Consider the following 20,366-nt stretch of genomic DNA (forward strand, 5'->3'; position numbering starts at 1 on the left):
GGGCCCCTCGACAGATATAGGGGTGTCAAGCCCACCCCTCGCAATCCCGAGGAGCACGATGTCGCTCACCCCTCCGCGTCGGCTCGCCCAGGCGGCGCTGCTCGCCTCCGTCGGCGTGATCCCGCTGTTCGCCGCCGGTTCCGCCCAGGCGACCCCCACGCCCCCCGGCCTGGCCGGCATCACCCAGCCGGACACGGAGCACTACGGCCTGCCCACCGTCCCCGACGTCATCGACGAGCCGGCCACCGACACGATCGTGGCCCCGGCCAAGGAGACCCTGGAGCCGGGTGTGCTCGGCGCCTCTCCCGCGACCGACGCCGGCCTCAACAGCGCGATGCCCGCCGCCGACCGGTCGATCACACAGGGCACCGGTCACGAGATCACGACCAACGCGGCCGACACGATCCAGGGCCTCACCACCCCGATGCGCGAGCTGCCCGAGCAGTTCTGACCGCACCGCAGCCACGACGGCGGCCCCCGGACGTCGACACGACGCGCCGGGGGCTGTCGGGGTCTGCCGCGCTATGCGGCCTTGCGGGTGGCGCGGCCGCCCTTGGACAGGGACATGCCGACGGTGACCCGCTTGCTCAGGCGGTAGGCCTTGAGCGGGCTGCCGCTGACCATCTCCTTGTAGGCGACGGCGCGTTTGCCGGTCAGGCACCAGCGGCGCGGCGTGTCGTCGGCGTGGGTGAACTGGATGACGGCGTCGTGGCGGCCGAGGCTGACCGGCTGGTGGACGTATCCGAACCGGAACGGCTTGCCGGCCTTGCCGCGCAGTTGCCGGGCGATGACGTCGGCGGTGTGGGCGGCGGTGGGCATGCCGCTCTGGCAGGTGCCGTGGATCCGCCCCCAGGCCTGGTGGACCGCGGCCGCGTCCCCGATCGCGTGGATCTCCGGGTGGGACCGCGACCGGAGGGTGGCGTCGACGACGATCAGGCCATGCTCGTCGACGGCGATGCCGGCCTCGGCCGCCAATGGGGACACGCGCACGCCGGTGGTCCACAGGCAGGCGTCCGAGGGCACCGACTCGCCCCCGGCCAGCTCGACCGCGTCCGGCAGCACCTTGGTGATCGCGGCACCGACCCGCAGCGTGACGCCCAGGCGCTCCAGCGAACGGTGGAGGTACGCCCGTCCCTTGGCGCCCATCATCGCGCCGGGCTCGTGCCGGCCGATCAGGGTGACCCGCAGACCGGGGTGGCTCTCGGCGATCTCCGCGGCCGCCTCGACGCCGGTGAGCCCGGCGCCGCAGACCGTCACCGCGCCGCCGGTCGCCGCCAGTTCCCCGAGACGGGTGGCGAAGCGCCCCGCGGTCCGCGGGTCGTCGAGCGTGTAGGCGTGCCGGTCGGCGCCGGGGACGGCGCGGGTGTCGGCGGAGCTGCCCAGCGCGTACACGAGGGTGTCGTATGCGATCGACCGCGAGCCGTCGATCGCGACCTCGCGCCGCTCGGGGTCGATGGCGACGGCCCGGCCCCGCAGGAAGGTGATGCCGGTCCCGGCGAGCAGGTCGGGGATCCGGTGCACGGCCAACTCCTGAGCGGCGGCCACCTGGTGCATGCGCAGGCGCTCGGTGAACCGGTCCGAGGGGTTGACCACCGTGATGGCCGCGCCACCGCGGCGCGTGCGCCGGGCCAGGCGGATCGCGCACATCATGCCGGTGTACCCGGCGCCCAGGACCACGATCCGATGTTCGATCCTCATCGCTCACTCCCGTGTTCGCGCCACCGCCTCGGCGATCTGCCGTTGGTGACGCCCATGGGACAAGCGGCCCCGCCCGGACGTGACAGTCGCCGAATGTGAACCAGGTCACAAGATTTGCGGGCATCGCGCACCGCCCCGGGATGGAACCCGGCGCGACCCCCAGGCGGTCAGAGTCGTGGAAGCGGCGGCAGGCGTAGGGGGAACAGGTGGAGCGGGACGCGGAGTTCACCAGATTCGCGCACGCGGTGTATCCGCGGATGCTGCGCACGGCGTTGCTGCTCACGGCCGATCGGGACATCGCCCAGGACCTGACCCAGACGGCGCTGTTGCGGGTCTACTCGGCCTGGCCCCGACATCAAGCATGGGCCGATCCCGCCGCGTACGCCCGGCGGGTCCTGGTCAACGTGCACGGATCCTGGTGGCGGCGGCGCTGGCGCGGCGAGACCCCGCACGGCGTGCTGCCCGATGAGGCCGGTCCCGATCCGGCCCGCGGGTGGAGCGAGCGGGTCGATCTGGCCCGGGCGCTGGCGGCCCTGCCATCCGAGCAGCGGGTGGTGCTGGTGCTGCGGTTCTACGAGGACTTGAGCGTCGCGGAGACGGCGGAACTGATCGGTTGCAGTACCGGAACGGTGAAGTCCCGGACGGCCAGAGGCTTGGCACAGCTGAAATCGCGGGCCGGGCTGGACACGGAGCGGAAGGAGAACAACGCATGAGCGGTGACGAGATGGCGACCGAGCGACTGCGCGCGGGGATGCGGGACCTGGTCGACGGCGAACGGATCGGGGCGGCTCCGGTGGCCGAGGTGATCCGCCGGAGCCGGGCCCGGCGACGGGCGGTCGGGGCGGTCGCCGGGGTACTGGCCTGCTCGGCCGTCGCGGTCGCGGTCGCGCTGTCGGTCTCGGTCTCGGCGGGCGGCTCCGGCGGCGGCACGACCGGGCCGGCGGCGGCCCCCACCACGATCGAGGCAACCACCGCCACGCCTTCGGCGCCCGCACTGGCCCGGCGCACGGTGACACCGGGGACATCGCCCGTCGACCCGGGCCGCGCGGCGGTGCCGGGGCAGGCGTACCCGGTCGACTGGGGCGCGCACTGCGGCCTCGGCTATCTGCCCTTCGCCGGCCGGATGTGGCGGGCCGACACGCTCGTCGAGACCCCAGCGGGCCTCCCCGGCCCCCAGGGCCCCAACTCCGGCCCCCCGATCCTGCCCGGCTACGCGACACCGACCTCACCCGACCACCTGCGCTTCGACGCCCCCGGCTACCTCGACCGGCCGATCACCCTCACCCCGATCGAGAACCCCCCGCTCTGCGACTGACCCGGGGGCGCCCCCACCGGGCACCCCTCGAACCTCGAACCTCGAACAAAAGAACGGCCCCTGTACTGCGGTAACGCAGTACAGGGGCCACTGGGACATCCCGGTGCGTCAGCCGTCCTTCACCTGCGGGCAACGGACGGGGCGGACGGCGTCATTCGATGATGTCCGGGGTGTTTGCGCCGGTCACAGCCGTCTCCGGGCAGTCGGACGGTGCGGCGCGTAGCCGTCCGATCGCCTCGATCGGATCGAGGTCGGCATCCTTCGCGGCTGCCCACAGCGACAGGACGTCGGCCGCACCGACGGCCATCGCGGCAGGCAACCCGGCCGCCTTCAGAGCCGACGACACTTCCCGCATCTCCGCTTCCCACCGCCACGCCTTGGCCGCTACGTCGGCGGTGTAGGCGAGGTCGGCGAGATGCCGCGCCGAATGATGGTGGGCGATGTCGAGCAGCTCCGCGCCGACGCCGTATTCGTCAGCCATCGCGTGCGCCACCGCGGCAAGCGCTCTGCTCGCCTTTTGGTAGGCCGAGTACGACAGCTTCAGCCCGGATGCCTGTCCGATCCCGCCGGGCAGGCTCCGTGCTTGAACACGGGTGTCGGCGAACAGCGCCGCGACGTCGGCGACATCCGCCGACTCGCCCGACAGGTAAAGGCGCGGTGATCGATTCTCCGAGGGCGGCGAGCCGACCACGCCCGCGTCGACCACAGAGGCGCCGCGTCCTTGAAGGAGCGCGGCGATGCGCCCCATGCGCTCCGGGTTCACGGCGTTGGCCTCTACGTAGCAGCCCGTGAACTCCTGCTCGGCGACCGACCGTGCGACGTCTTCAGCCGCGTCCGGAGGACACAGCGAGATCACGTGTGTGCTGAGTCCGACCAGTTCTTCGAGTCCGCCGACAGGCCGGAGGCCGAACCTCTCGGCTCGCTGCCTGGTGGCCGAGCCGCGCCCCTCCGGACACCAAAGGACCGTGATACCTCGACCGCTCAGCTCACCGGCGACGGCCGCACCCATGCTGCCCGGGTGAAGGATTCCGACCGTTGTCATCCAGCGGCCTCCCCGAGGAGGGCTGTCGGGGCGAACGCGTCGGGTGCGCCCGCCGCGACCGCCCGACGGATCGATGCCGCCGCATCGGCGGGCGATGTGCGGTCGGTCCGCACGATCAGGGACCACAACACGTCGCGGTGCGATTCGAGATCTGCGCGGGTCTCGGTCCACGCCGCCATTCGCGCGCCGCTGTCGGAGTCGCCGCGGCCTGCCGACCGCTGTGCCGTGACGCTCTTCGGGCACCAGAGCAACACGCGAGTCCAGCTCGCCGGGTAGGCGGCGAGGGCCGCCAACGCCGCTACCTGCCCCACGTGGACGACGGGGATCCGATCCCCCGAAGTCAGCCGGTCAAGCTCCGGCTTGTCCGTCGCGTACTCCGCGCCGTACCGCCGGTTGCCGTGCACGATCAGCCCGCGGCGGCGTAGACCGGCCAGCGTGCGAGCGTCCGTCATGCGGTAGCCGGTAGAGCGCCCCGGACCGACCTTGAGCCGCCGGAAATGGACGAACGACGCGTCCACGCGGGTCAGCGCTTCAGTGATCGTGTCCTTCCCGACCGCGGGTGGGCCGTAAAGAACGACGGCCGAGAACGTCACCACCGGCCTCCCAAGAGAGCGTGTCCCACGAACGACCCCCGAACGAAACGCCCGCTCCGTGGCGGTCGTCCACGAGAGGTGTGGTCCGGCGGGGTCACATCTGCGAATCGACCCCGGAAGCGTAGCCGTCCCGGCCCCGCAACTTCCGGAACCATCGGCCCGCGCCGTGGAACGACGAAGGCCCCCGACCGCGTTTCCGCTGGTCAGGGGCCTTCGTCTCGGTGTGGCGGGTGTTGGGTTCGAACCAACGTAGGCATACACCGGCAGATTTACAGTCTGCTCCCTTTGGCCGCTCGGGCAACCCGCCGTGTTCGCCTTGCGGCGACGACGACAACAATAGCGGACCTCCCGGGGTGGTTCGCCACTCGGTATTCGTTCGGGCGGGTGGGGGCGCGGTCGGGGTCGGGGTTCCGGGGGACGCTCTAGGCTGGAGGGGTTGCCTTCCCTCCCACTCAGATCCCACAGAAAGCGATTCCGAGCCTTGGCTGACTCCTCTTTCGACATCGTGTCCAAGGTCGACCGCCAGGAGGTCGACAACGCGCTGAACCAGACCTCGAAGGAGATCTCGCAGCGGTTCGACTTCAAGAACGTCGGCGCGCACATCGGCTGGACCGGCGAGCAGATCGAGATGCGCGCCAACTCCGAGGAGCGCGTCAACGCGATCCTCGACGTGTTCCAGGGCAAGCTGATCAAGCGCAGCATCTCGCTCAAGTCGCTCGACGCCGGTGAGCCGAAGGCGTCCGGCAAGGAGTACAAGATCTTCGCATCCATCCAGGAGGGCATCTCCCAGGACAACGCGAAGAAGGTCTCCAAGATCATCCGCGACGAGGGCCCCAAGGGCGTCAAGGCGCAGATCCAGGGCGAGGAGCTGCGCGTCTCGTCCAAGAACCGGGACGACCTCCAGGAGGTCATCGCCCTCCTCAAGGGCAAGGACCTGGACTTCGCCCTGCAGTTCGTGAACTACCGCTAGTTCGTGAATCGCCGCTGATCGAGGTTCGGATCGCGGTCCGCCGTCGCGGCCCGGTCGTGAGGGACACGTTCGTGTCGTTCCCGGCCGGGCCGCGGGTCCGTGCGGTCGAGGGACGAGGCGGCCCGGACCGTCGGGGCGGGACCGTCGGGGCGGGACCGGCGGGGCGGGACCGGCGGAGCCGGGTCGTCAGAGTTGGACGCGGTCGACGAGTGGGCCGCAGGGGTTGATGGTGAGGGTGTCGGTGCCGGTCAGGACGGCGGTCAGGCGGGCGGGGACGGTGTCCTCGTCCAGGCGGCCGGTGAAGCCCGCGTGCAGGACGCGCAGGGCGTCCTCGTAGGCGAACGGGGCCAGGTGGGCGCCGGTGGAGAGTTGTTCGTGGGCGATCGCGAACATCGTCAGGGCGTGCCGGCGGAAGCGGGCGACGCGGCCGGTCGGCGGGACCGGCCAGCGGGCGATGATCGTGCGGTAGGTGTCCTCGTACAGGGCCAGTGACGTGATGTGCGCCGCCGCGCCGCCGGTCAGGCGCGCGTCGATGGGCGAGCGGTGGTAGACCACGCCCGGTTCGGACAGCCGCGCGAACGACCAGCCGCGGTCGTGCACCAGGCGCAGCCACAGCGACCAGTCGACCAGGATCGGCAGCTCGGGATCGAACCGGAACCACGACGCGGGCGCGGTGTGCGCGGGGTTGCGCGCGACCACCGCGGTGGTCGGTACGAAGTTGGCGACCGAGAGCATGTCGGGGTCGTACGGGAAGTCGTAGCGGTACGGGCTGCCCGTCGGCGTCTCGCCCGGCACGGTCCGGTTGCCGCTCAGGACGCAGTCCGCGTACACGGCGTCGGACCCGGTGCGCTCCAGCGCGGCGAGTGCGCGGTCGAGGTGGCCGGGCAGGTACATGTCGTCGTCGTCGAGGAAGGCGACGAACCGGCCCGTGGCGACCTCCAGGCCGGCGTTGCGCGCGGCGGCCGGACCACGCGAGCGGGGGAAGGACAGCAGCCGCACGGTCATGCCGCGGACGCCGAGCGGCAGGACGCCGGCGACGTCCGCGCCGCCGTCGTTGACGACGACGACTTCGATGCCCTGTGTGCCCTGGAGGGCCACGCTGCGCAGGGCATCGGCCAGCAGGGCCGTACGGTCGCGGGTCGGAACGATGACACTGACCGTCGCCGCCACGGCAACCTCCGCGCTTCCCGATGTGGGGCCTACAGGATGTACCGACACATATCGACACACCGGGGGCGCGGCTACAGCGGTTGGCGCGGCTCTCCCTCGTACGAGATCACCGAATTGGCCTATCCGGGCTCAGTGCGCCCACCCTGCGTGCGGGCGGGCCTGCAGGTGGGGTCTAGACGCCGACGTAGCGCGGGTCGTTCGTCGAGACGATCTCGCGGCCCAGGGGGGTCAGCGAGACGGGGATGAGCTTGAAGTTGGCGAGTCCCAGCGGGATGCCGATGATCGTCAGGCACAGCAGGAAGCCGGTGACCAGGTGCATGATCGCCAGCCGAACAGCACGATCCACAGGATGTTGCCGAGCATCGACCCGGCGCCCGCGTCACGACGCCATTCGACCCGCCGGCCGAACGGCCACAGCGCGTACGCCGCGATCCGCCAGGACGCGATGCCGAGCGGGATGGTCACCACGAGGAAGAACAGCAGGAAGCAGACGATGCCGGCGATCGCGTAGCCGATGGCCAACCACAGACCGGAAAACACGAGCCAGATGATGTTCAGGACAGTCTTCACGGTGCTCTTCTACCCCGGCTCGCGCCCCCGAGACAGGACCTGGCATAGCCCGGAAGGCTGATCGTCGGGTCTGTTCGACGTGCCCGACCTCAGCGCCTCGCCTCAACGCCTCGCCTCAACGCCCAACCTCGGCGCCCGGCCTCGGCGCCCCACCTCAGCCCCCAACCTCAGCCCCTGGCCTCGGCCCCCGCCCTCAGCGCCCGGCCATCGTCTCGAGCCGCGCGATCCGGTCCGCCATCGGCGGGTGGGTCGAGAACAGCTTGCTCATCCCGCCCGCACCCCGCCGGAACGGGTTGGCGATCATCAGCGAGCTGGTCGTCTGCAGTTTGGGCTCCGGCGGCAGCGGCCGCGCCTGCGTACCGGCGTCCAACTTGCGCAGCGCGCTCGCGAGCGCCATCGGGTCGCCGGTGAGCCGGGCCCCGGACGCGTCCGCCTGATATTCACGGGAGCGGCTGACCGCCAATTGGATGACACTCGCCGCGAGCGGGCCCAGGATCATGATCGCCAGCAAGCCGAACAGACCGGGCCCTTCGTCGTCGTCGCTGCGGCCGAACGGGATCAGCCACGCGAAGTTGACCAGGAACATGATCACGCTCGCGAGCGCACCCGCCACCGACGCGATCAGGATGTCGCGGTTGTAGACGTGCGAGAGCTCGTGCCCGAGCACTCCGCGCAACTCGCGCTCGTCGAGGATGCGCAGGATGCCGGTCGTACAACACACCGCCGCGTTGCGCGGGTTGCGGCCGGTCGCGAACGCGTTCGGCGCCTCGGTGGGCGAGATGTACAGGCGCGGCATCGGCTGCCGGGCGTCGTTCGAGAGCTCGCGCACGATCCGGTACAGCTCGGGGTTCTCCGCCTCGCTGACCGGGCGCGCGCGCATCGAGCGCAGGGCGATCTTGTCGCTGTTGAAGTAGGCGTAGCCGTTGGTCGCGAGGGCCACGAACAGGGCGATGATCAGCCCGGTCCGGCCGAAGAAGCTGCCGATGACGATGATGAGCGCGGACATCCCACCGAGCAGTACGGCGGTCTTCAGTCCGTTGTGCTGGCGGTGCACGGCAGAGTCCTCTCGCAAACGTCTCCGGGGGCGACATGCGGATATATGAGCCGGCTTGTCGCCTCTGCCCTTTGTCTGCCCGTTGTCTCTTCTTTCGCAACGGAACAACGCCACGCAGAGTTCCCTCTCGGAGCGGGGGTAACCCCCCGCCCCGGCAGCGGAACCGCAGGTCAGCCGAGCAGACCGGGCACCGTCAGGACGTGCAGAACCACCTGTGGCGCGACTGAGAGCAACACCCCGAGCGCCCCGGTGACCACGAGCGCGGCGACCAGCGGAACCGGCGTCCGAGCGGTCCCGGCGCCGTCGGAAGGGCTCGGCAGCCCGGGCGCCGAGGGGGCGAAGAGCCGCGCCGTCCAGGCCAGGTAGTAGTACAGGCCGATCACCACGTTGACCGCCATCACCACCGCGAGCCACCCGGTCCCGGACCCGATCACCGCCTGGAACACGGTCACCTTCGCGAACAGCCCGGCCAGACCCGGCGGGATGCCGGCCAGGCAGAGCAGGAAGAACGCCATCCCCAGGGCCACGATCGGCCGCGCCCGGAACAGCCCCTGGTAATCGGAGACCAGACCGCCACGCTCGCGCGCGACCAGCGTCACGACCGCGAACGCGCCGAGGTTCATCACCGCGTACACCGCGAGGTAGGCCACGGCCGCCGGCAGCGTGTCGGCGAGCTCCTCGCCCTGCCCGGCGGCGGTCCCGAACGGCACGAGCACATAGCCCGACTGGGCGATCGAGGACCACGCGAGCAGCCGCACCGCGTCGGTCTGGCGCAACGCGGCCACGTTGCCCGCGGTCATCGTCACGGCGGCCAGCACCGCCAGCGCCGGGCCCCAGATGTGCGCGTACGGCCTGAACGCGATCCCCGCGACCAGGAGCAGCCCCGCGAAGCCCGCCGTCTTGGAGACCACCGACAGGTACGCGGCGACCGGGATCGGCGCGCCGCGATAGGTGTCCGGCACCCACGAGTGGAACGGCACCGCCGCGACCTTGAACGCGAACCCGACCAGGGTCAGCACCGCGCCGGTCGCGGCCACCGTCTCCAGGCGCGGGTCGAGCCGGCCCAGGTCGTCGGCGATCCGGGCCAGGTGCACGCTGCCGGTGGTCCCGTACACCAGGCTCACGCCGAACAGCATCACCGCCGTGGCGGCCACCGAGAGCAGGAAGAACTTGAGCGCGGCCTCGCCGCCGTGCCCGTCCCGGCGCAGGCCCACCAGCGCGAACGCGGGCAGCGACAGCGTCTCCAGGGCGACCACCAGGGTCAGCAGGTCGCGAGCGCCGGCCAGCGCGACCGCGCCGGCCACCGAGGAGAGCAGCAGGAAGTGGTACTCGCCGCCGGGTACCTCGCCCTCGTCGCCCGCGTCGCCGTCCGGGTCCGGCCTCGTCATCGGCATCGAGAGCAGCACGACCACGAACGCCGAGCCGAGCAGCACCAGCTGAAGCACCAGGGTCAGGTCCGTGACCACGTACGAGCAGCCGGACGGCGAGCAGAACGTGCCCCGCGCCGTGTCGTCGTCCCGGTGCAACGGCAGCAACAGCAGCAGGGCGATGCCGAGGCCCGCGAGGGTCAGCCACGGCAGCGCGGCCTTGCGCGCGCCCGTCAGGAACAGGTCGGCGAGCAGCACCACGAGCGCGGCTCCGGCGACGGCCACCACCGGAGCGATCGCGAGCCAGTCGATCGACTGGACGTCGGACGGCATGTCAGCTGCCTCCCATGAGGGCACGCACGGCCGGGTCGGTGATCGCGAGCACGGAGGCCGGCCACAACCCGGCGACCAGGGTCAGTGCCACGAGCGGGGTCCACACCGCGATCTCCCGGCCCGTGACGTCCACGGCCGGTCGCCCCTCCACCGGGTCTTCCACGGGGCCCATGCACAGCCTGCGGACCAGGCCGAGCATGTACGCCGCGGTCAGCACGGTGCCGAGGCCGGCCAGGACCAGGAAGGTACGGTAGGCGCCGGTGGACAACCCGGCGCCCGGTTCGTACGCGCCGTACATCGCGAGCAGCTCGCCCCAGAAGCCGGCGAGCCCGGGCAGCCCGAGCCCGGCGACCGCGCCGAACGCGACGAGCGCGCCCAGACGCGGCGTCCGCCCGTACATCCCCCCGCCCAGTCGGCCCAGCAGCGCCGTGCCGTGCCGGTCCTTGACCGCGCCGGCCAGGAAGAAGAGCAGGCCGGTGACCAGGCCGTGGCCGATGTTGACGAACAGCGCGCCGTTGATGCCCTGCGGGGTGAGCGTCGCGATGCCCAGGAGCGCGAAGCCCATGTGGCCGACGGACGAGTAGGCGATGATCCGCTTCAGGTCGCCGTCCGGGTCGCGCAGCAGCGCCAGGCACACCAGCGAGCCGTACACGATGCCGACCACGCCGAACGCGGCCAGATACGGCGCGAACGTCTCGGCCCCCTCCGGCAGCGCCGGCACCGCGACCCGGATCAGGCCGTACGTACCCATCTTCAGCAGCACGCCCGCGAGCAGCACCGACCCGGCCGTCGGCGCGGCGGTGTGCGCGTCGGGCAGCCAGGTGTGCAGCGGCCACATCGGCACCTTGACCGCGAGGCCGAGCCCGATCGCCAGGAACGCGAGCACCTGGACGCTGTGCGACATCCCCGCGCCGCGCCGGTCGGCCAGCTCGACCATGTCGAACGTGCCGGTCTTCGCCTGGATCAGCAGGAAGCCGAGCAGCATCACGGCCGAGCCGAGCAGCGTGTACAGGATGAACTTGTACGAGGCCGGACCGCGCTCGCCCGGGCTGCCCCACCGGTTGATGAGGAAGTACATCGGGACGAGCACGACCTCGAACAGCAGGAAGAACAGGATCAGGTCGAGCGCCGCGAACGTGCCGAGCATGCCGGTCTCGAGCAGCAGGAACAGCGCGACGAACGCGCGGGAGCTGCCGCCGGGCGGAATGTTCCACAGGCTGTGGACGGCGACGAGCAGCGTCAGCAGCGCGGTGAGCACGAGCAGCGGCAGCGAGATGCCGTCGATGCCGAGGTGGAAGCGCAGGCCCAGCGAGGGCGCCCACGAGACGTCGGTCTCGAACTGCATGCCGCGGTCGCGGTCGAAGCCGATCGCGAGGGCGACGGTGCCGATCAGGGTCGCGGCGGTCGTGGCGACCCCGATCAGGCGGGCGGCACGATCACCGATCCCGGGCAGCAGGAGCGCGGCGGCACCGAGCAGCGGTGCGGCCACGACGAGGATCAGCACGACGCTCACCGCGAGGTCTCCTGGGGATGAGGGGGCGTCGGTCGAGGGGCCTTCGGCGCGGGCGCGAGAGTCACGAACCCACCGCCACCGCGACGGCGAGCACGACGACGCCCGCGAACAGGCCGGTCAGGTACAGCCGGGCGTTGCCGTTCTGGCCGCGCCGGACGCCGCCGCCGAGCAGCCACGCGCTCTGCGCGGCGCCATCGACGTAGGTGTCGATCACGGCCCGGTCGCCGAACAGGCTCGCCTTGGCGGCGAGCCGGACCGGGGCCACGACCAGGACCGCGTACAGCCCGTCCACGTCGAACCCGCGCAGCGCCGGGCCGCGCAGCGGACCCAGCACCCGGGCGGGGTCGCCCGCCGGGTCGCGCCGCCACAGCGCGGCGACCACGCCGACCCCGAGCGCGACGGCCGCGAGCGCGAACACCGTGGTGAGCGCGTGCGGGTCCAGGTGGTCGTAGCCCAGGTCGCTGCCGAACGACGGCAGGCCCGGGAAGGCCAGGAAGCCGAACAGCACGGTCGGCACCGCGAGCACGACGAGCGGCCACACCATCGCGGCCGGCGCCTCCCCCGCGTAGCCGGCCTCGCCGTAGTCGGCCGCGTCCGCGTGCGCCGGCACCTCCGCCCCGACGGCCTCCTCGCGCGCCGGCCCGAAGAACACCCGCAGCCACACCCGCGCCGCGTACGCCGCGGTCAGCACGGCGGTCAGCAGCCCGGCCACCAGGACCAGCCACCCGGCGATCTCCGGCACCGGCCCGTGCCCGAACGCCGTGTGCTCGGCCGCGCCGAGCACCGCCTCCTTGCTGAAGAAGCCGGAGAACGGCGGCACGCCCGCGAGCGCCGCGAGCCCCGCCGTCATGGTCCAGAACGCGATCGGCGCCCGGCCGCGCAGCCCGCCCATGCCGGCCAGCGCGCCGGTCCCGGCGACGTGGATCAGCACCCCGGCGCCGAGGAAGAGCAACGCCTTGTACGCGCCGTGCGACAGCAGTTGGAACACCGCCGCGTCGCGCCCGCCGACCGCCAACGCGCCGGTCATATAGGCGAGCTGACTGACCGTCGACCAGGCCAGGACGCGCTTGAGGTCCTCCTGCGCGAGTGCGGCGAGGGCCGAGCCGATCATCGTCACCGCCGCCATCACCGCGAGCACGACCAGGGTCGCGTGCGCGGCCAGGAAGGCCGGGTAGAGCCGGGCCACCAGATACGCGCCCGCCGCCACCATGGTGGCCGCGTGGATCAGCGCGGACACCGGTGTCGGGCCGGCCATCGCGTCCGGCAGCCAGGTCTGCAGCGGCACCTGCGCCGACTTGCCCGCGACCCCGCCGAGCATCAGCAGCGTGCCCGCGGTCACCCACCCGGCGCCGCCCTCGGGCACGGCCGCGAGCACGTCGCGGATCCGGAACGAGTCGGCGCCGGCGGCCAGGACGAGGATGCCGATCAGGAACGGCACGTCGCCCAGCTTGGTGACCACGAACGCCTTGATCGAGGCCGAGCGCGCGGCCGCCGTCTCCCAGTGGTGCCCGATCAGGAAGTACGAGCACACGCCCATGACCTCCCAGCCCACCAGCAGCACGATCAGGTCGCCGGTGTAGACGACCAGCAGCATCGCGGCGGTGAACAGCGAGACCAGCGCGGCGTACGACGAGTAGCGCGGGTCCTCGCGCAGGTAGGCCGCCGAGTAGACCTGCACGAGCAGCGCGACCACGGTGACCAGGACCGAGGTCAGCGCCGCGAGCCCGTCCACGCGCAGGCCGAGGGTGATGTCGAGGGCGCCGGTGGGGGTCAGCCGCACGGCCGACTCGCGCACGTCGTCGCCGATCGTCGCGGCGACGGCGATGGCCAGGGCGGCCGCGACCAGGGCGGCGGGTACGGCGATCAGGACCGGCCGTACCCGGCGCCCGAACAGCAGCCCGAACAGGGCCGCGAGCGCGGGCAGGCCGGTGGCCGTCGCGGCGGCGACCGTCATACCGATCCCTCCTTGTGCTCGGCGAGTTCGCGCAGATCGGGAATGTCGGCGGTGGCCCGGTTGCGGTACACCAGCAGCACGATCGCGAGGCCGAGGCCGATCTCGGCGGCGGCGATCGTGATCACGAACAGCGTGAGCGCCTGTCCGGCGTGCAGGGTGTCGCGCAGGTACATGTCGAACGCGACGAGGTTGACGTTGACCGCGTTGAGCATCAGCTCGATCGACATCAGGACGAGGATCGCGTTGCGGCGCGCGATGACCCCGTAGAGCCCGATGCCGAACAGCAGCACGGCCAGGACGAGGGGATAGACCAGATGCATCGCGGCGTCAGTCCTTCCGGTCCGAGCGCACCCGTGACCGGGCCCGGGACAGCACGATGGCGCCGATCAACGCGGCCAGGAGCAGGACGGACAGCACCTCGAACGGCAGCACCCATACCCTGAACAGGCTCTCGCCGGTGACCTTCGTGCTTCCGACGGTGTCGTTACCCAGGTGTAGGTAGGCGGTGCGGAAGGCGTCGACGATCACCGTGAGCAGGGTCGCGGTGGTGCCGAGCGCGACCACGGCGGCCGGGATCTTGGCGGTGGGGTCGGCCGGTTCGGAGTAGCCGATCGGCGCCTTGGTGAGCATCAGGCCGAACAGCAGCAGGACCACGACCGCGCCGACGTAGATCAGCACCTGCACCCAGGCGATGAACTCGGCGGTCAGCAGCAGGTACTCGGCCGCGAGGCCGCCGAGCGTGACCACCAGCCACAGCGCGGCGTGCACGACCTGGCGGGTCGTCACCACGAGCAGCGCGGAGCCGAGCACGACGAGGCCGACCAGGACGAAGGCGATCTCGGCGCCGGTGGGCGACAGGAAGCCGTGTTCGGTGGCGGCGAGGTTCACGGGGTCTCCTCCCCCTGCGCGGCCTCGGCGGCCTCCGCGGCGGCCTGCGCCGCCTTGGCCGCCTTCTCGGCGGCCTTGCGGGCCTGGACCAGTTCCTTGGGGTCCTCGGCGTGCTCGTCGAGCGCGGGCGGCGGCGGAACCGTCCACATCCAGTCGCGGAGCTTGTCCTTCTCGTGGGTCAGCTCCTCGATGTCGCCGGTGGCGTACTCGAACTCGGGCGACCAGAACAGCGCGTCGAACGGGCACACCTCGACGCAGATCCCGCAGTACATGCACAGCGCGAAGTCGATCGCGAAGCGGTCGAGCACGTTGCGGGTGCGGTCGCGCGCACCGGGCTCGCGCGCGGGCACGACCTCCTTGTGCGAGTCGATGTAGATGCACCAGTCGGGACATTCGCGCGCGCACAGCATGCAGACCGTGCAGTTCTCCTCGAACAGCGCGATCACCCCGCGCGAGCGGGGCGGCAGTTCGGGGAGGACCTCGGGATAGGACTGTGTGACGGACCGCCTGGTGAGCGTCTTGAGAGTCACCGCGAGGCCCTTGGCCAAGCCCTTCATCAGGTCGCCACCTTTACCACGCCGGTCAGGACGAGTTGGCCGAGCGCGAGCGGGACGAGCACGGTCCACGCGAACCTCTGGAGCTGGTCCTCGCGCAGCCGCGGATAGCTGACCCGCAGCCAGATCACCACGAACGCGAGCGCGCCGGTCTTGAGCAGGGTCCACAGCCAGCCGACCGAGTCCGACCACGGCCCGTGCCAGCCACCGAGGAACAGCACGCTGGTCAGCGCGCAGACGATCAGGATCCCGGCGTACTCGGAGAGCAGGAAGAACGCGAAGCGCAGGCCGGTGTACTCGGTGTAGGCACCGAAGATGATCTCCGAGTCGGCGACCGGCATGTCGAACGGCGGGCGCTGGATCTCGGCGAGCCCGGCGGTGAAGAACACCACGCCGCCGATCGCCTGCCACGGCAGCCACCACCACTCGAAGCCCTCGACGATCCCGGTCAGCGACACGGTCCCGGCGGCCATCGCCACCGACGCGGCGGCGAGCAGCATCGGCAGTTCGTAGGCCATCAGCTGGGCGGCCGAGCGGATGCCGCCGAGCAGCGAGTACTTGTTCGCCGAGGCCCAGCCGCCCATCAGCGAGCCGAGCACGCCGACGCCCATCACCGCGAGCACGAACACGATGCCGGCGTCGACGGTCCGGCCGACCAGGCCGTTCGGCCCGATCGGGATCGCGATCAACACGACGAAGTACGGGATGAGCGCGACGGCCGGCGCGAGCTTGAACACCCGGCGGTCGGCGCCGGCCGGGACGATGTCCTCCTTCTGCGCGAACTTGACGCCGTCGGCGACCAATTGCGCCCAGCCGTGGAAGGCACCCGCGTACATCGGGCCCACCCGCGCCTGCATGTGGGCCATCACCTTGTGCTCGGTCTGCCCGATCACCAGCGGCAGCACGAGGAACGCCCCGAGCACGAGAACGAGCCGGAGGCACACGTCGAGGAGACTCACGGGGTGTCCCCTTCGGTGGGCGGGGTCGGCGCATCGGGCGCAACGTTCTTGCGGGGTTCCTCGGCGGATTCCGCGGGCGCCTCGGGTGCGGCGGGCTCCGCAGGCGCGGCAGGCTCCACGGGCTCTGCGGGCGCGGCAGGCGTGGGGGATTCCGCAGGCTTCGCGGGTTCCGCGGGTGCCGGTGCCGCCGGTGCCGCCGGCGTGGCCGGCGCCGCCGGCGCGCCCTCACCCGATTGGCTCGCCGATCCCGCCGAAACGCTGCGCGTGCGCCGGGCCGGCCGCGCCGCCGGTGCGTCCCCGCCGGCCTGGCTCGCCGAGCCGGCCGCGGCGCCGCGCGCCCGACGGGGCCGTTCCTCGGCAGCGGCGGCGGCCTCGGCGGCGGCCTCCTCCTTGTGCGGACCCCACGTCGCGGGGTCCGGTACGCCCGGGGGCAGCGTGCGCCGGCGCCCCGGCGAACGGGCCGGGCCGCCGCCGTGGTCGGACTCGCCCGGGTCCTTCGCACCCGGCCACGCCTTCGCCACCCGCGACGCGAGGATGAACTCCTTGCGCAGCGGGTGGCCCTCGAAGCCCTCGGGCAGCAGCAGCGGATCCAGGCCCGGGTGGCCGGCGAAGTCGATCCCGAACATCTCGTGCGTCTCGCGCTCGTGCCAGCGGGCCCCCGCGTACACGCCGGTCGCGGTGGCCAGCGTCGCGCCCTCGCGCGGGACGCGGGTGCGCAGCAACAATCGCGGCCCGCGCGGCAGCGCGCAGACGTGCGCGACCACGTCGAACCCGTCGGCGAGTTCGTCCACGCCGGTGAGCCAGTCGAAGAACGTGCAGCCGAGGCCGTCCCGCGCGGCGGTCAGCGCGGCGACCCAGTGCTCCGGCGCGACGTCGACCGTGGCGAGCCCGTACGCGTCCGACACCGCGAGCACGAGTTCCTCGCCGAGGCCCGCGCGGATCTCCTCCGGGGTCATCCGGCACCGCCCTCGGGTCGAGCCGGCGGCGCGACCAGCGGCCGACCGAGCGCGGCGGCGGGCAGGGTGCGGCCGTACCGCGTGGCCGGGTTCTCCACCGCGATCCGCTCCTGCAGCTTCAGGATTCCCTGGAGCAGGGCCTCCGGCCGGGGCGGGCAGCCCGGGACGTACACGTCGACCGGCACGATCTGGTCCACACCCTTGGTGACGCAGTACGAATCCCAGTAGGGACCGCCGCAGTTCGCGCACGAGCCGAACGAGATGACGTACTTGGGCTCCGGCATCTGCTCGTACAGCCGCTTGATCGCGGGCGCCATCTTGTCGCTGACGGTCCCCGACACGACCATCAGGTCGGCCTGACGCGGACCGGGCGCGAACGGGATCACGCCGAGCCGAATGAAGTCGTGCTTGGCCATCGAGGACGCGATGAACTCGATCGCGCAACACGCCAGACCGAAGTTGAACACCCAGAGGGAGTAGCGCCGTCCCCAGTTCAGCACCAGCCGCACCGGGTCCGGCGCGAGCCGCGAGAGCACCCCCAGCCGGGGCTGCGGGAGGTCGACCGGAGTCCGGTCCACCGGAACAGGTGTCAGGTCCATGCGAGGACGCCCTTCCGCCACGCGTACAGCAGTCCGGTGGCCAGGAAGCCGACGAACACGAACATTTCCACGAGCGTCGTGGCGCCGAAGCCCGGCGCGTCGAACACCGTGGCCCACGGGAACAGATAGATCACGTCGACCGCGAAGATGACGTAGAGGTAGGCGTAGAGGTAGTAGCGGATGTGCACCTGGGCCCATCCCTGCCCCACCGGGTCGACGCCGCACTCGTACGTCGTCAGCTTCTCGCGCGTGGGTACGCTCGGTCGCAGCAGCCGCCCGCCCGCGAACGCGACCGCGACGAAGGCCGACGCGACCAACAGCACCAGACCCACGAGCGCGTACGTTCCGTAGTAGCCCTCCACCTGGCGCCTGCCTCCTCGTCCCCGTTGCCGAATACGTTGCCGAATACGTTGCCGAACGTCGCGTTGACGGTGCGTACGTTTGTGGCACGGGAGTCTAGGGGGGTTGCGCCGGACCTGTCCCCGGTGTCCAATCCGCTCGGCCGGCCGGATCGGCGATACCGAACCGGGGCCGAAGGTGGTAGGGACAACCCCACCCCCAAGACACCGACCCGCGCCATGGGACTCCCCTCCGCCGCACGGCAGAGTTGTGCCAACGGATCGGCTTCTCTCCCAGCGAGGCAACTCCATGTCCATGCCCACACCCGCGACTGCCTTCGACGGGTCCACAGGTGATACCCCGGCCCGTGCGCGGCCGGGCATCCTGCGTGCGCCGTTCACCGCCCGCACCTGGACCGACACGATCCACCTCGTCCTGAACCTGCCGGTCGGCATCATCGGCTTCACCTACGCCGTGGTGTTCATCGTGCTCGGTATCGGGCTCACCCCGCTGTTCCTGCTCGGGCTGCCGCTGATCGCGGTGACCCTGATGGGCAGCCGGGTCCTCGGCCGTGTCGAGCGGGCCCGGGCCGGCGCGCTGCTCGACGAGCACGTGCGGGCGCCGGGTCCGCTGCGGCCCAAGCACCCCGGCTTCACGGGGTGGGTCAAGGCCGCGCTGAGCGACACCGCCGGCTGGCGGGCCAGCCTCTACCTGTTCCTGCAACTGCCCTGGGGCATCTTCACCTTCACCGTCTCCACGGTGCTGTGGGCGACGTCGCTGAGCATGGCCACGTATCCGCTCACCCAGCCCATCTACCGCGCCGCCGACATGCCGGGCGCGATGATCTCGGGCGACGGGCCGAATGGTCCCGGGGCCGACCACTACATCGCCGGTCCGGGGCCGGTGTCGCTGACCGTGGCGATCGGGGTGCTGCTGTTCTTCGCGACCCCGTGGCTGATCCGCGGCATGGCCAACGTGGACCGCGTGATGGTGCGCGGACTGCTCGGCCCGGCCTTCCTGTCCGAGCAGGTGCGCGACCTGACCGTGTCCCGGGGCGCGGCGGTCGACACCGCGGCCTCCGACCTGCGCCGGATCGAGCGCGACCTGCACGACGGCGCGCAGGCCCGCCTCGTCGCGCTCGCGATGGACCTGGGCATGGCCAAGGAGAACCTGAGCACGAGCGAGGACACCGCCACCGCCCATATGGTCGCGTCGGCGCACGACGAGGTGAAGCTCGCCCTCCAGGAGTTGCGCGACCTGGCGCGCGGCATCCACCCGGCGGTGCTCACCGACCGCGGCCTGGACGCGGCGCTGTCCTCGATCGCGGCCCGCTGCACGGTCCCGGTCCGGGTCGACGTGGACCTGCCGGACCGGCCCCCGCCGCCGGTCGAGTCCGTCGCCTACTTCTGCGCGTCGGAGCTGCTGACCAACGTCTCCAAGCACGCGAGTGCCAGGCACGCGTGGGTGACCGTGGGCCACGAGGGCGGTCGGATGTTCCTGATCGTGGCCGACGACGGCGCGGGCGGCGCCTCCCTGGGCAAGGGCTCGGGCCTGGCCGGCCTGACCGAGCGGGTGCGCGGGGTGGACGGCACGCTGACCGTGGACAGCCCCGAGGGCGGCCCCACTCGGATCACCGTGTGGCTGCCGCTCTGACCCGCCGGCGGCACTGATATCCACCCGCTTGCGGTACGCCGCAGGCCCGCGAATCCGGAAGACTGTAGCCGCACCCGTTTCCCCGGGTGCGGCTACCGGATTTGGGGGATGTGAGCGCTGTGCGCGTCGTCATCGCTGAGGATTCCGTACTACTACGGGATGGTTTGTCACGTCTGATGACCGCTCGCGGCCACGAGGTCGTGGGCGAGGTCGGGGACGCCGAGCAACTCGTCGCGGTCGCCGAGAAGCTCCGCCCGGACGTCTGTGTCGTGGACGTGCGCATGCCGCCGACCCACACCGACGAGGGCATTCGCGCGGCGGTGAAGATGCGCGCGACACTCCCGACCGTCGGCGTGCTCGTCCTGTCGCAGTACGTCGAGGAGCGGTACGCGACGGAACTGCTCGCGGGCAACACGAGCGGGGTCGGCTATCTGCTCAAGGACCGGGTCGCCGACGTCGGCGACTTCGTCGCTGCGGTCGAGCGGGTGGCGAACGGCGGAACCGCCCTCGACCCCGAGGTCGTGTCCCAGCTGCTCGGCCGTACCCGCAAGCGCGACGTGGTGGAAAAGCTCACACCCCGCGAGCGCGAGGTGCTCGGCCTGATGGCCGAGGGGCGCACCAACGCGGCCGTCGCGCAGGCCCTCGTGGTCTCCGACGGAGCGGTGGAGAAGCACGTCAGCAACATCTTCGGGAAGCTCGGCCTCGCCCCCAGTGACACCGATCACAGACGCGTCCTCGCGGTACTCGCGTATCTCGGATCCTGACATCGTAGGGATCGAATTACTGGACCCATGCAATCATCCGGTCGATCGATGCCGCCGTCCTTACAAAGGTCGTGC

General features: G+C 71.6%; 21 protein-coding genes, 1 tRNA gene and 1 pseudogene. 6 read left to right on the forward strand and 17 right to left on the reverse strand.

Annotated features, from left to right (window positions below; genetic code table 11):
* The first annotated feature begins 58 nt into the window (after positions 1-58).
* On the forward strand, positions 59-451 hold the full coding sequence (locus OG928_RS13915) for a hypothetical protein (protein WP_406283533.1): 393 nt from the start codon (positions 59-61) through the stop codon (positions 449-451).
* Positions 452-522: 71 nt separating this feature from the next.
* Here OG928_RS13915 and OG928_RS13920 read toward each other — a convergent pair whose 3' ends face one another.
* Positions 523-1,698, reverse strand: a complete 1,176-nt coding sequence (locus OG928_RS13920) for an NAD(P)/FAD-dependent oxidoreductase (RefSeq protein WP_406283535.1) — start codon at positions 1,696-1,698, stop codon at positions 523-525.
* A 206-nt stretch (positions 1,699-1,904) separates the two neighbouring features.
* Between OG928_RS13920 and OG928_RS13925 the strand changes: the two genes are divergently transcribed.
* Both OG928_RS13925 and OG928_RS13930 read left to right on the forward strand, forming a co-directional pair.
* A complete protein-coding gene (locus OG928_RS13925; protein WP_406283537.1) occupies positions 1,905-2,411 on the forward strand; it encodes a SigE family RNA polymerase sigma factor in 507 nt (168 codons plus the stop codon).
* Positions 2,408-3,013 carry a hypothetical protein gene (locus OG928_RS13930; RefSeq protein ID WP_406283539.1) on the forward strand — a complete coding sequence of 202 codons (606 nt, stop codon included), beginning with the start codon at positions 2,408-2,410 and terminating at the stop codon, positions 3,011-3,013. Before OG928_RS13925 ends, OG928_RS13930 begins: the two co-directional genes overlap by 4 nt.
* 151 nt (positions 3,014-3,164) lie before the next feature.
* On the opposite strand, the gene OG928_RS13935 is transcribed toward OG928_RS13930, so the two are convergent.
* The 3 genes from OG928_RS13935 to OG928_RS13945 all read right to left on the reverse strand — a co-directional run bounded on the left by OG928_RS13935 (position 3,165) and on the right by OG928_RS13945 (position 4,955).
* Positions 3,165-4,055 (reverse strand): DUF1932 domain-containing protein, encoded by an 891-nt coding sequence (locus OG928_RS13935; RefSeq protein ID WP_406283540.1) that lies wholly within the window; start codon positions 4,053-4,055, stop codon positions 3,165-3,167.
* The gene (locus OG928_RS13940; RefSeq protein WP_406283542.1) at positions 4,052-4,648 is read right to left on the reverse strand and encodes a guanylate kinase; all 597 of its coding nucleotides are present in this window, start codon (positions 4,646-4,648) and stop codon (positions 4,052-4,054) included. Before OG928_RS13940 ends, OG928_RS13935 begins: the two co-directional genes overlap by 4 nt.
* A gap of 224 nt (positions 4,649-4,872) precedes the next feature.
* Positions 4,873-4,955, reverse strand: a tRNA-Tyr gene (locus OG928_RS13945).
* A gap of 174 nt (positions 4,956-5,129) precedes the next feature.
* Between OG928_RS13945 and OG928_RS13950 the strand changes: the two genes are divergently transcribed.
* Positions 5,130-5,618 carry a YajQ family cyclic di-GMP-binding protein gene (locus tag OG928_RS13950; RefSeq protein ID WP_406283544.1) on the forward strand — a complete coding sequence of 163 codons (489 nt, stop codon included), beginning with the start codon at positions 5,130-5,132 and terminating at the stop codon, positions 5,616-5,618.
* Between the two features lie 186 nt (positions 5,619-5,804).
* Here OG928_RS13950 and OG928_RS13955 read toward each other — a convergent pair whose 3' ends face one another.
* From OG928_RS13955 to OG928_RS14015, 13 genes and pseudogenes are all read right to left on the reverse strand, one after another.
* Positions 5,805-6,788, reverse strand: coding sequence for a glycosyltransferase family 2 protein (locus OG928_RS13955; protein WP_406283546.1), 984 nt, complete (start codon positions 6,786-6,788; stop codon positions 5,805-5,807).
* A gap of 172 nt (positions 6,789-6,960) precedes the next feature.
* Positions 6,961-7,358, reverse strand: a pseudogene (locus tag OG928_RS13960) (YccF domain-containing protein).
* A 193-nt stretch (positions 7,359-7,551) separates the two neighbouring features.
* Entirely contained in the window at positions 7,552-8,412 is an 861-nt protein-coding gene (gene htpX / locus OG928_RS13965; protein WP_406283547.1) for a zinc metalloprotease HtpX, read from the reverse strand.
* A 170-nt stretch (positions 8,413-8,582) separates the two neighbouring features.
* A complete protein-coding gene (locus OG928_RS13970; protein WP_406283549.1) occupies positions 8,583-10,112 on the reverse strand; it encodes an NADH-quinone oxidoreductase subunit N in 1,530 nt (509 codons plus the stop codon).
* Position 10,113: 1 nt separating this feature from the next.
* The gene (locus OG928_RS13975; RefSeq protein ID WP_406283551.1) at positions 10,114-11,625 is read right to left on the reverse strand and encodes a NuoM family protein; all 1,512 of its coding nucleotides are present in this window, start codon (positions 11,623-11,625) and stop codon (positions 10,114-10,116) included.
* Between the two features lie 61 nt (positions 11,626-11,686).
* Positions 11,687-13,585, reverse strand: a complete 1,899-nt coding sequence (locus OG928_RS13980; RefSeq protein WP_406290960.1) for an NADH-quinone oxidoreductase subunit L — start codon at positions 13,583-13,585, stop codon at positions 11,687-11,689.
* Entirely contained in the window at positions 13,576-13,899 is a 324-nt protein-coding gene (gene nuoK / locus OG928_RS13985) for an NADH-quinone oxidoreductase subunit NuoK (RefSeq protein ID WP_406283553.1), read from the reverse strand. Before nuoK ends, OG928_RS13980 begins: the two co-directional genes overlap by 10 nt.
* 7 nt (positions 13,900-13,906) lie before the next feature.
* The gene (locus OG928_RS13990) at positions 13,907-14,467 is read right to left on the reverse strand and encodes an NADH-quinone oxidoreductase subunit J (protein ID WP_406283555.1); all 561 of its coding nucleotides are present in this window, start codon (positions 14,465-14,467) and stop codon (positions 13,907-13,909) included.
* Positions 14,464-15,024 carry a NuoI/complex I 23 kDa subunit family protein gene (locus tag OG928_RS13995; RefSeq protein ID WP_406283557.1) on the reverse strand — a complete coding sequence of 187 codons (561 nt, stop codon included), beginning with the start codon at positions 15,022-15,024 and terminating at the stop codon, positions 14,464-14,466. The genes OG928_RS13990 and OG928_RS13995 overlap by 4 nt, the downstream gene beginning before the upstream one ends.
* Positions 15,024-15,980, reverse strand: a complete 957-nt coding sequence (locus OG928_RS14000) for an NADH-quinone oxidoreductase subunit H (RefSeq protein WP_406283558.1) — start codon at positions 15,978-15,980, stop codon at positions 15,024-15,026. Before OG928_RS14000 ends, OG928_RS13995 begins: the two co-directional genes overlap by 1 nt.
* Positions 15,977-16,936 carry an NADH-quinone oxidoreductase subunit C gene (locus tag OG928_RS14005; protein ID WP_406283560.1) on the reverse strand — a complete coding sequence of 320 codons (960 nt, stop codon included), beginning with the start codon at positions 16,934-16,936 and terminating at the stop codon, positions 15,977-15,979. Before OG928_RS14005 ends, OG928_RS14000 begins: the two co-directional genes overlap by 4 nt.
* The gene (locus tag OG928_RS14010; protein ID WP_406283562.1) at positions 16,933-17,535 is read right to left on the reverse strand and encodes an NADH-quinone oxidoreductase subunit B; all 603 of its coding nucleotides are present in this window, start codon (positions 17,533-17,535) and stop codon (positions 16,933-16,935) included. The genes OG928_RS14005 and OG928_RS14010 overlap by 4 nt, the downstream gene beginning before the upstream one ends.
* Positions 17,526-17,897, reverse strand: a complete 372-nt coding sequence (locus tag OG928_RS14015; protein WP_406283564.1) for an NADH-quinone oxidoreductase subunit A — start codon at positions 17,895-17,897, stop codon at positions 17,526-17,528. Before OG928_RS14015 ends, OG928_RS14010 begins: the two co-directional genes overlap by 10 nt.
* Positions 17,898-18,189: 292 nt before the next feature.
* On the opposite strand from OG928_RS14015, the gene OG928_RS14020 reads away from it, so the two are divergent.
* Positions 18,190-19,527 (forward strand): sensor histidine kinase, encoded by a 1,338-nt coding sequence (locus OG928_RS14020; protein WP_406290962.1) that lies wholly within the window; start codon positions 18,190-18,192, stop codon positions 19,525-19,527.
* Between the two features lie 119 nt (positions 19,528-19,646).
* A complete protein-coding gene (locus OG928_RS14025) occupies positions 19,647-20,291 on the forward strand; it encodes a response regulator (protein WP_406283565.1) in 645 nt (214 codons plus the stop codon).
* The last annotated feature ends 75 nt before the right edge of the window (positions 20,292-20,366 follow it).

Source organism: Embleya sp. NBC_00896 (assembly GCF_045207785.1).
In the GTDB taxonomy this organism is placed as follows: Bacteria; Actinomycetota; Actinomycetes; order Streptomycetales; family Streptomycetaceae; genus Embleya.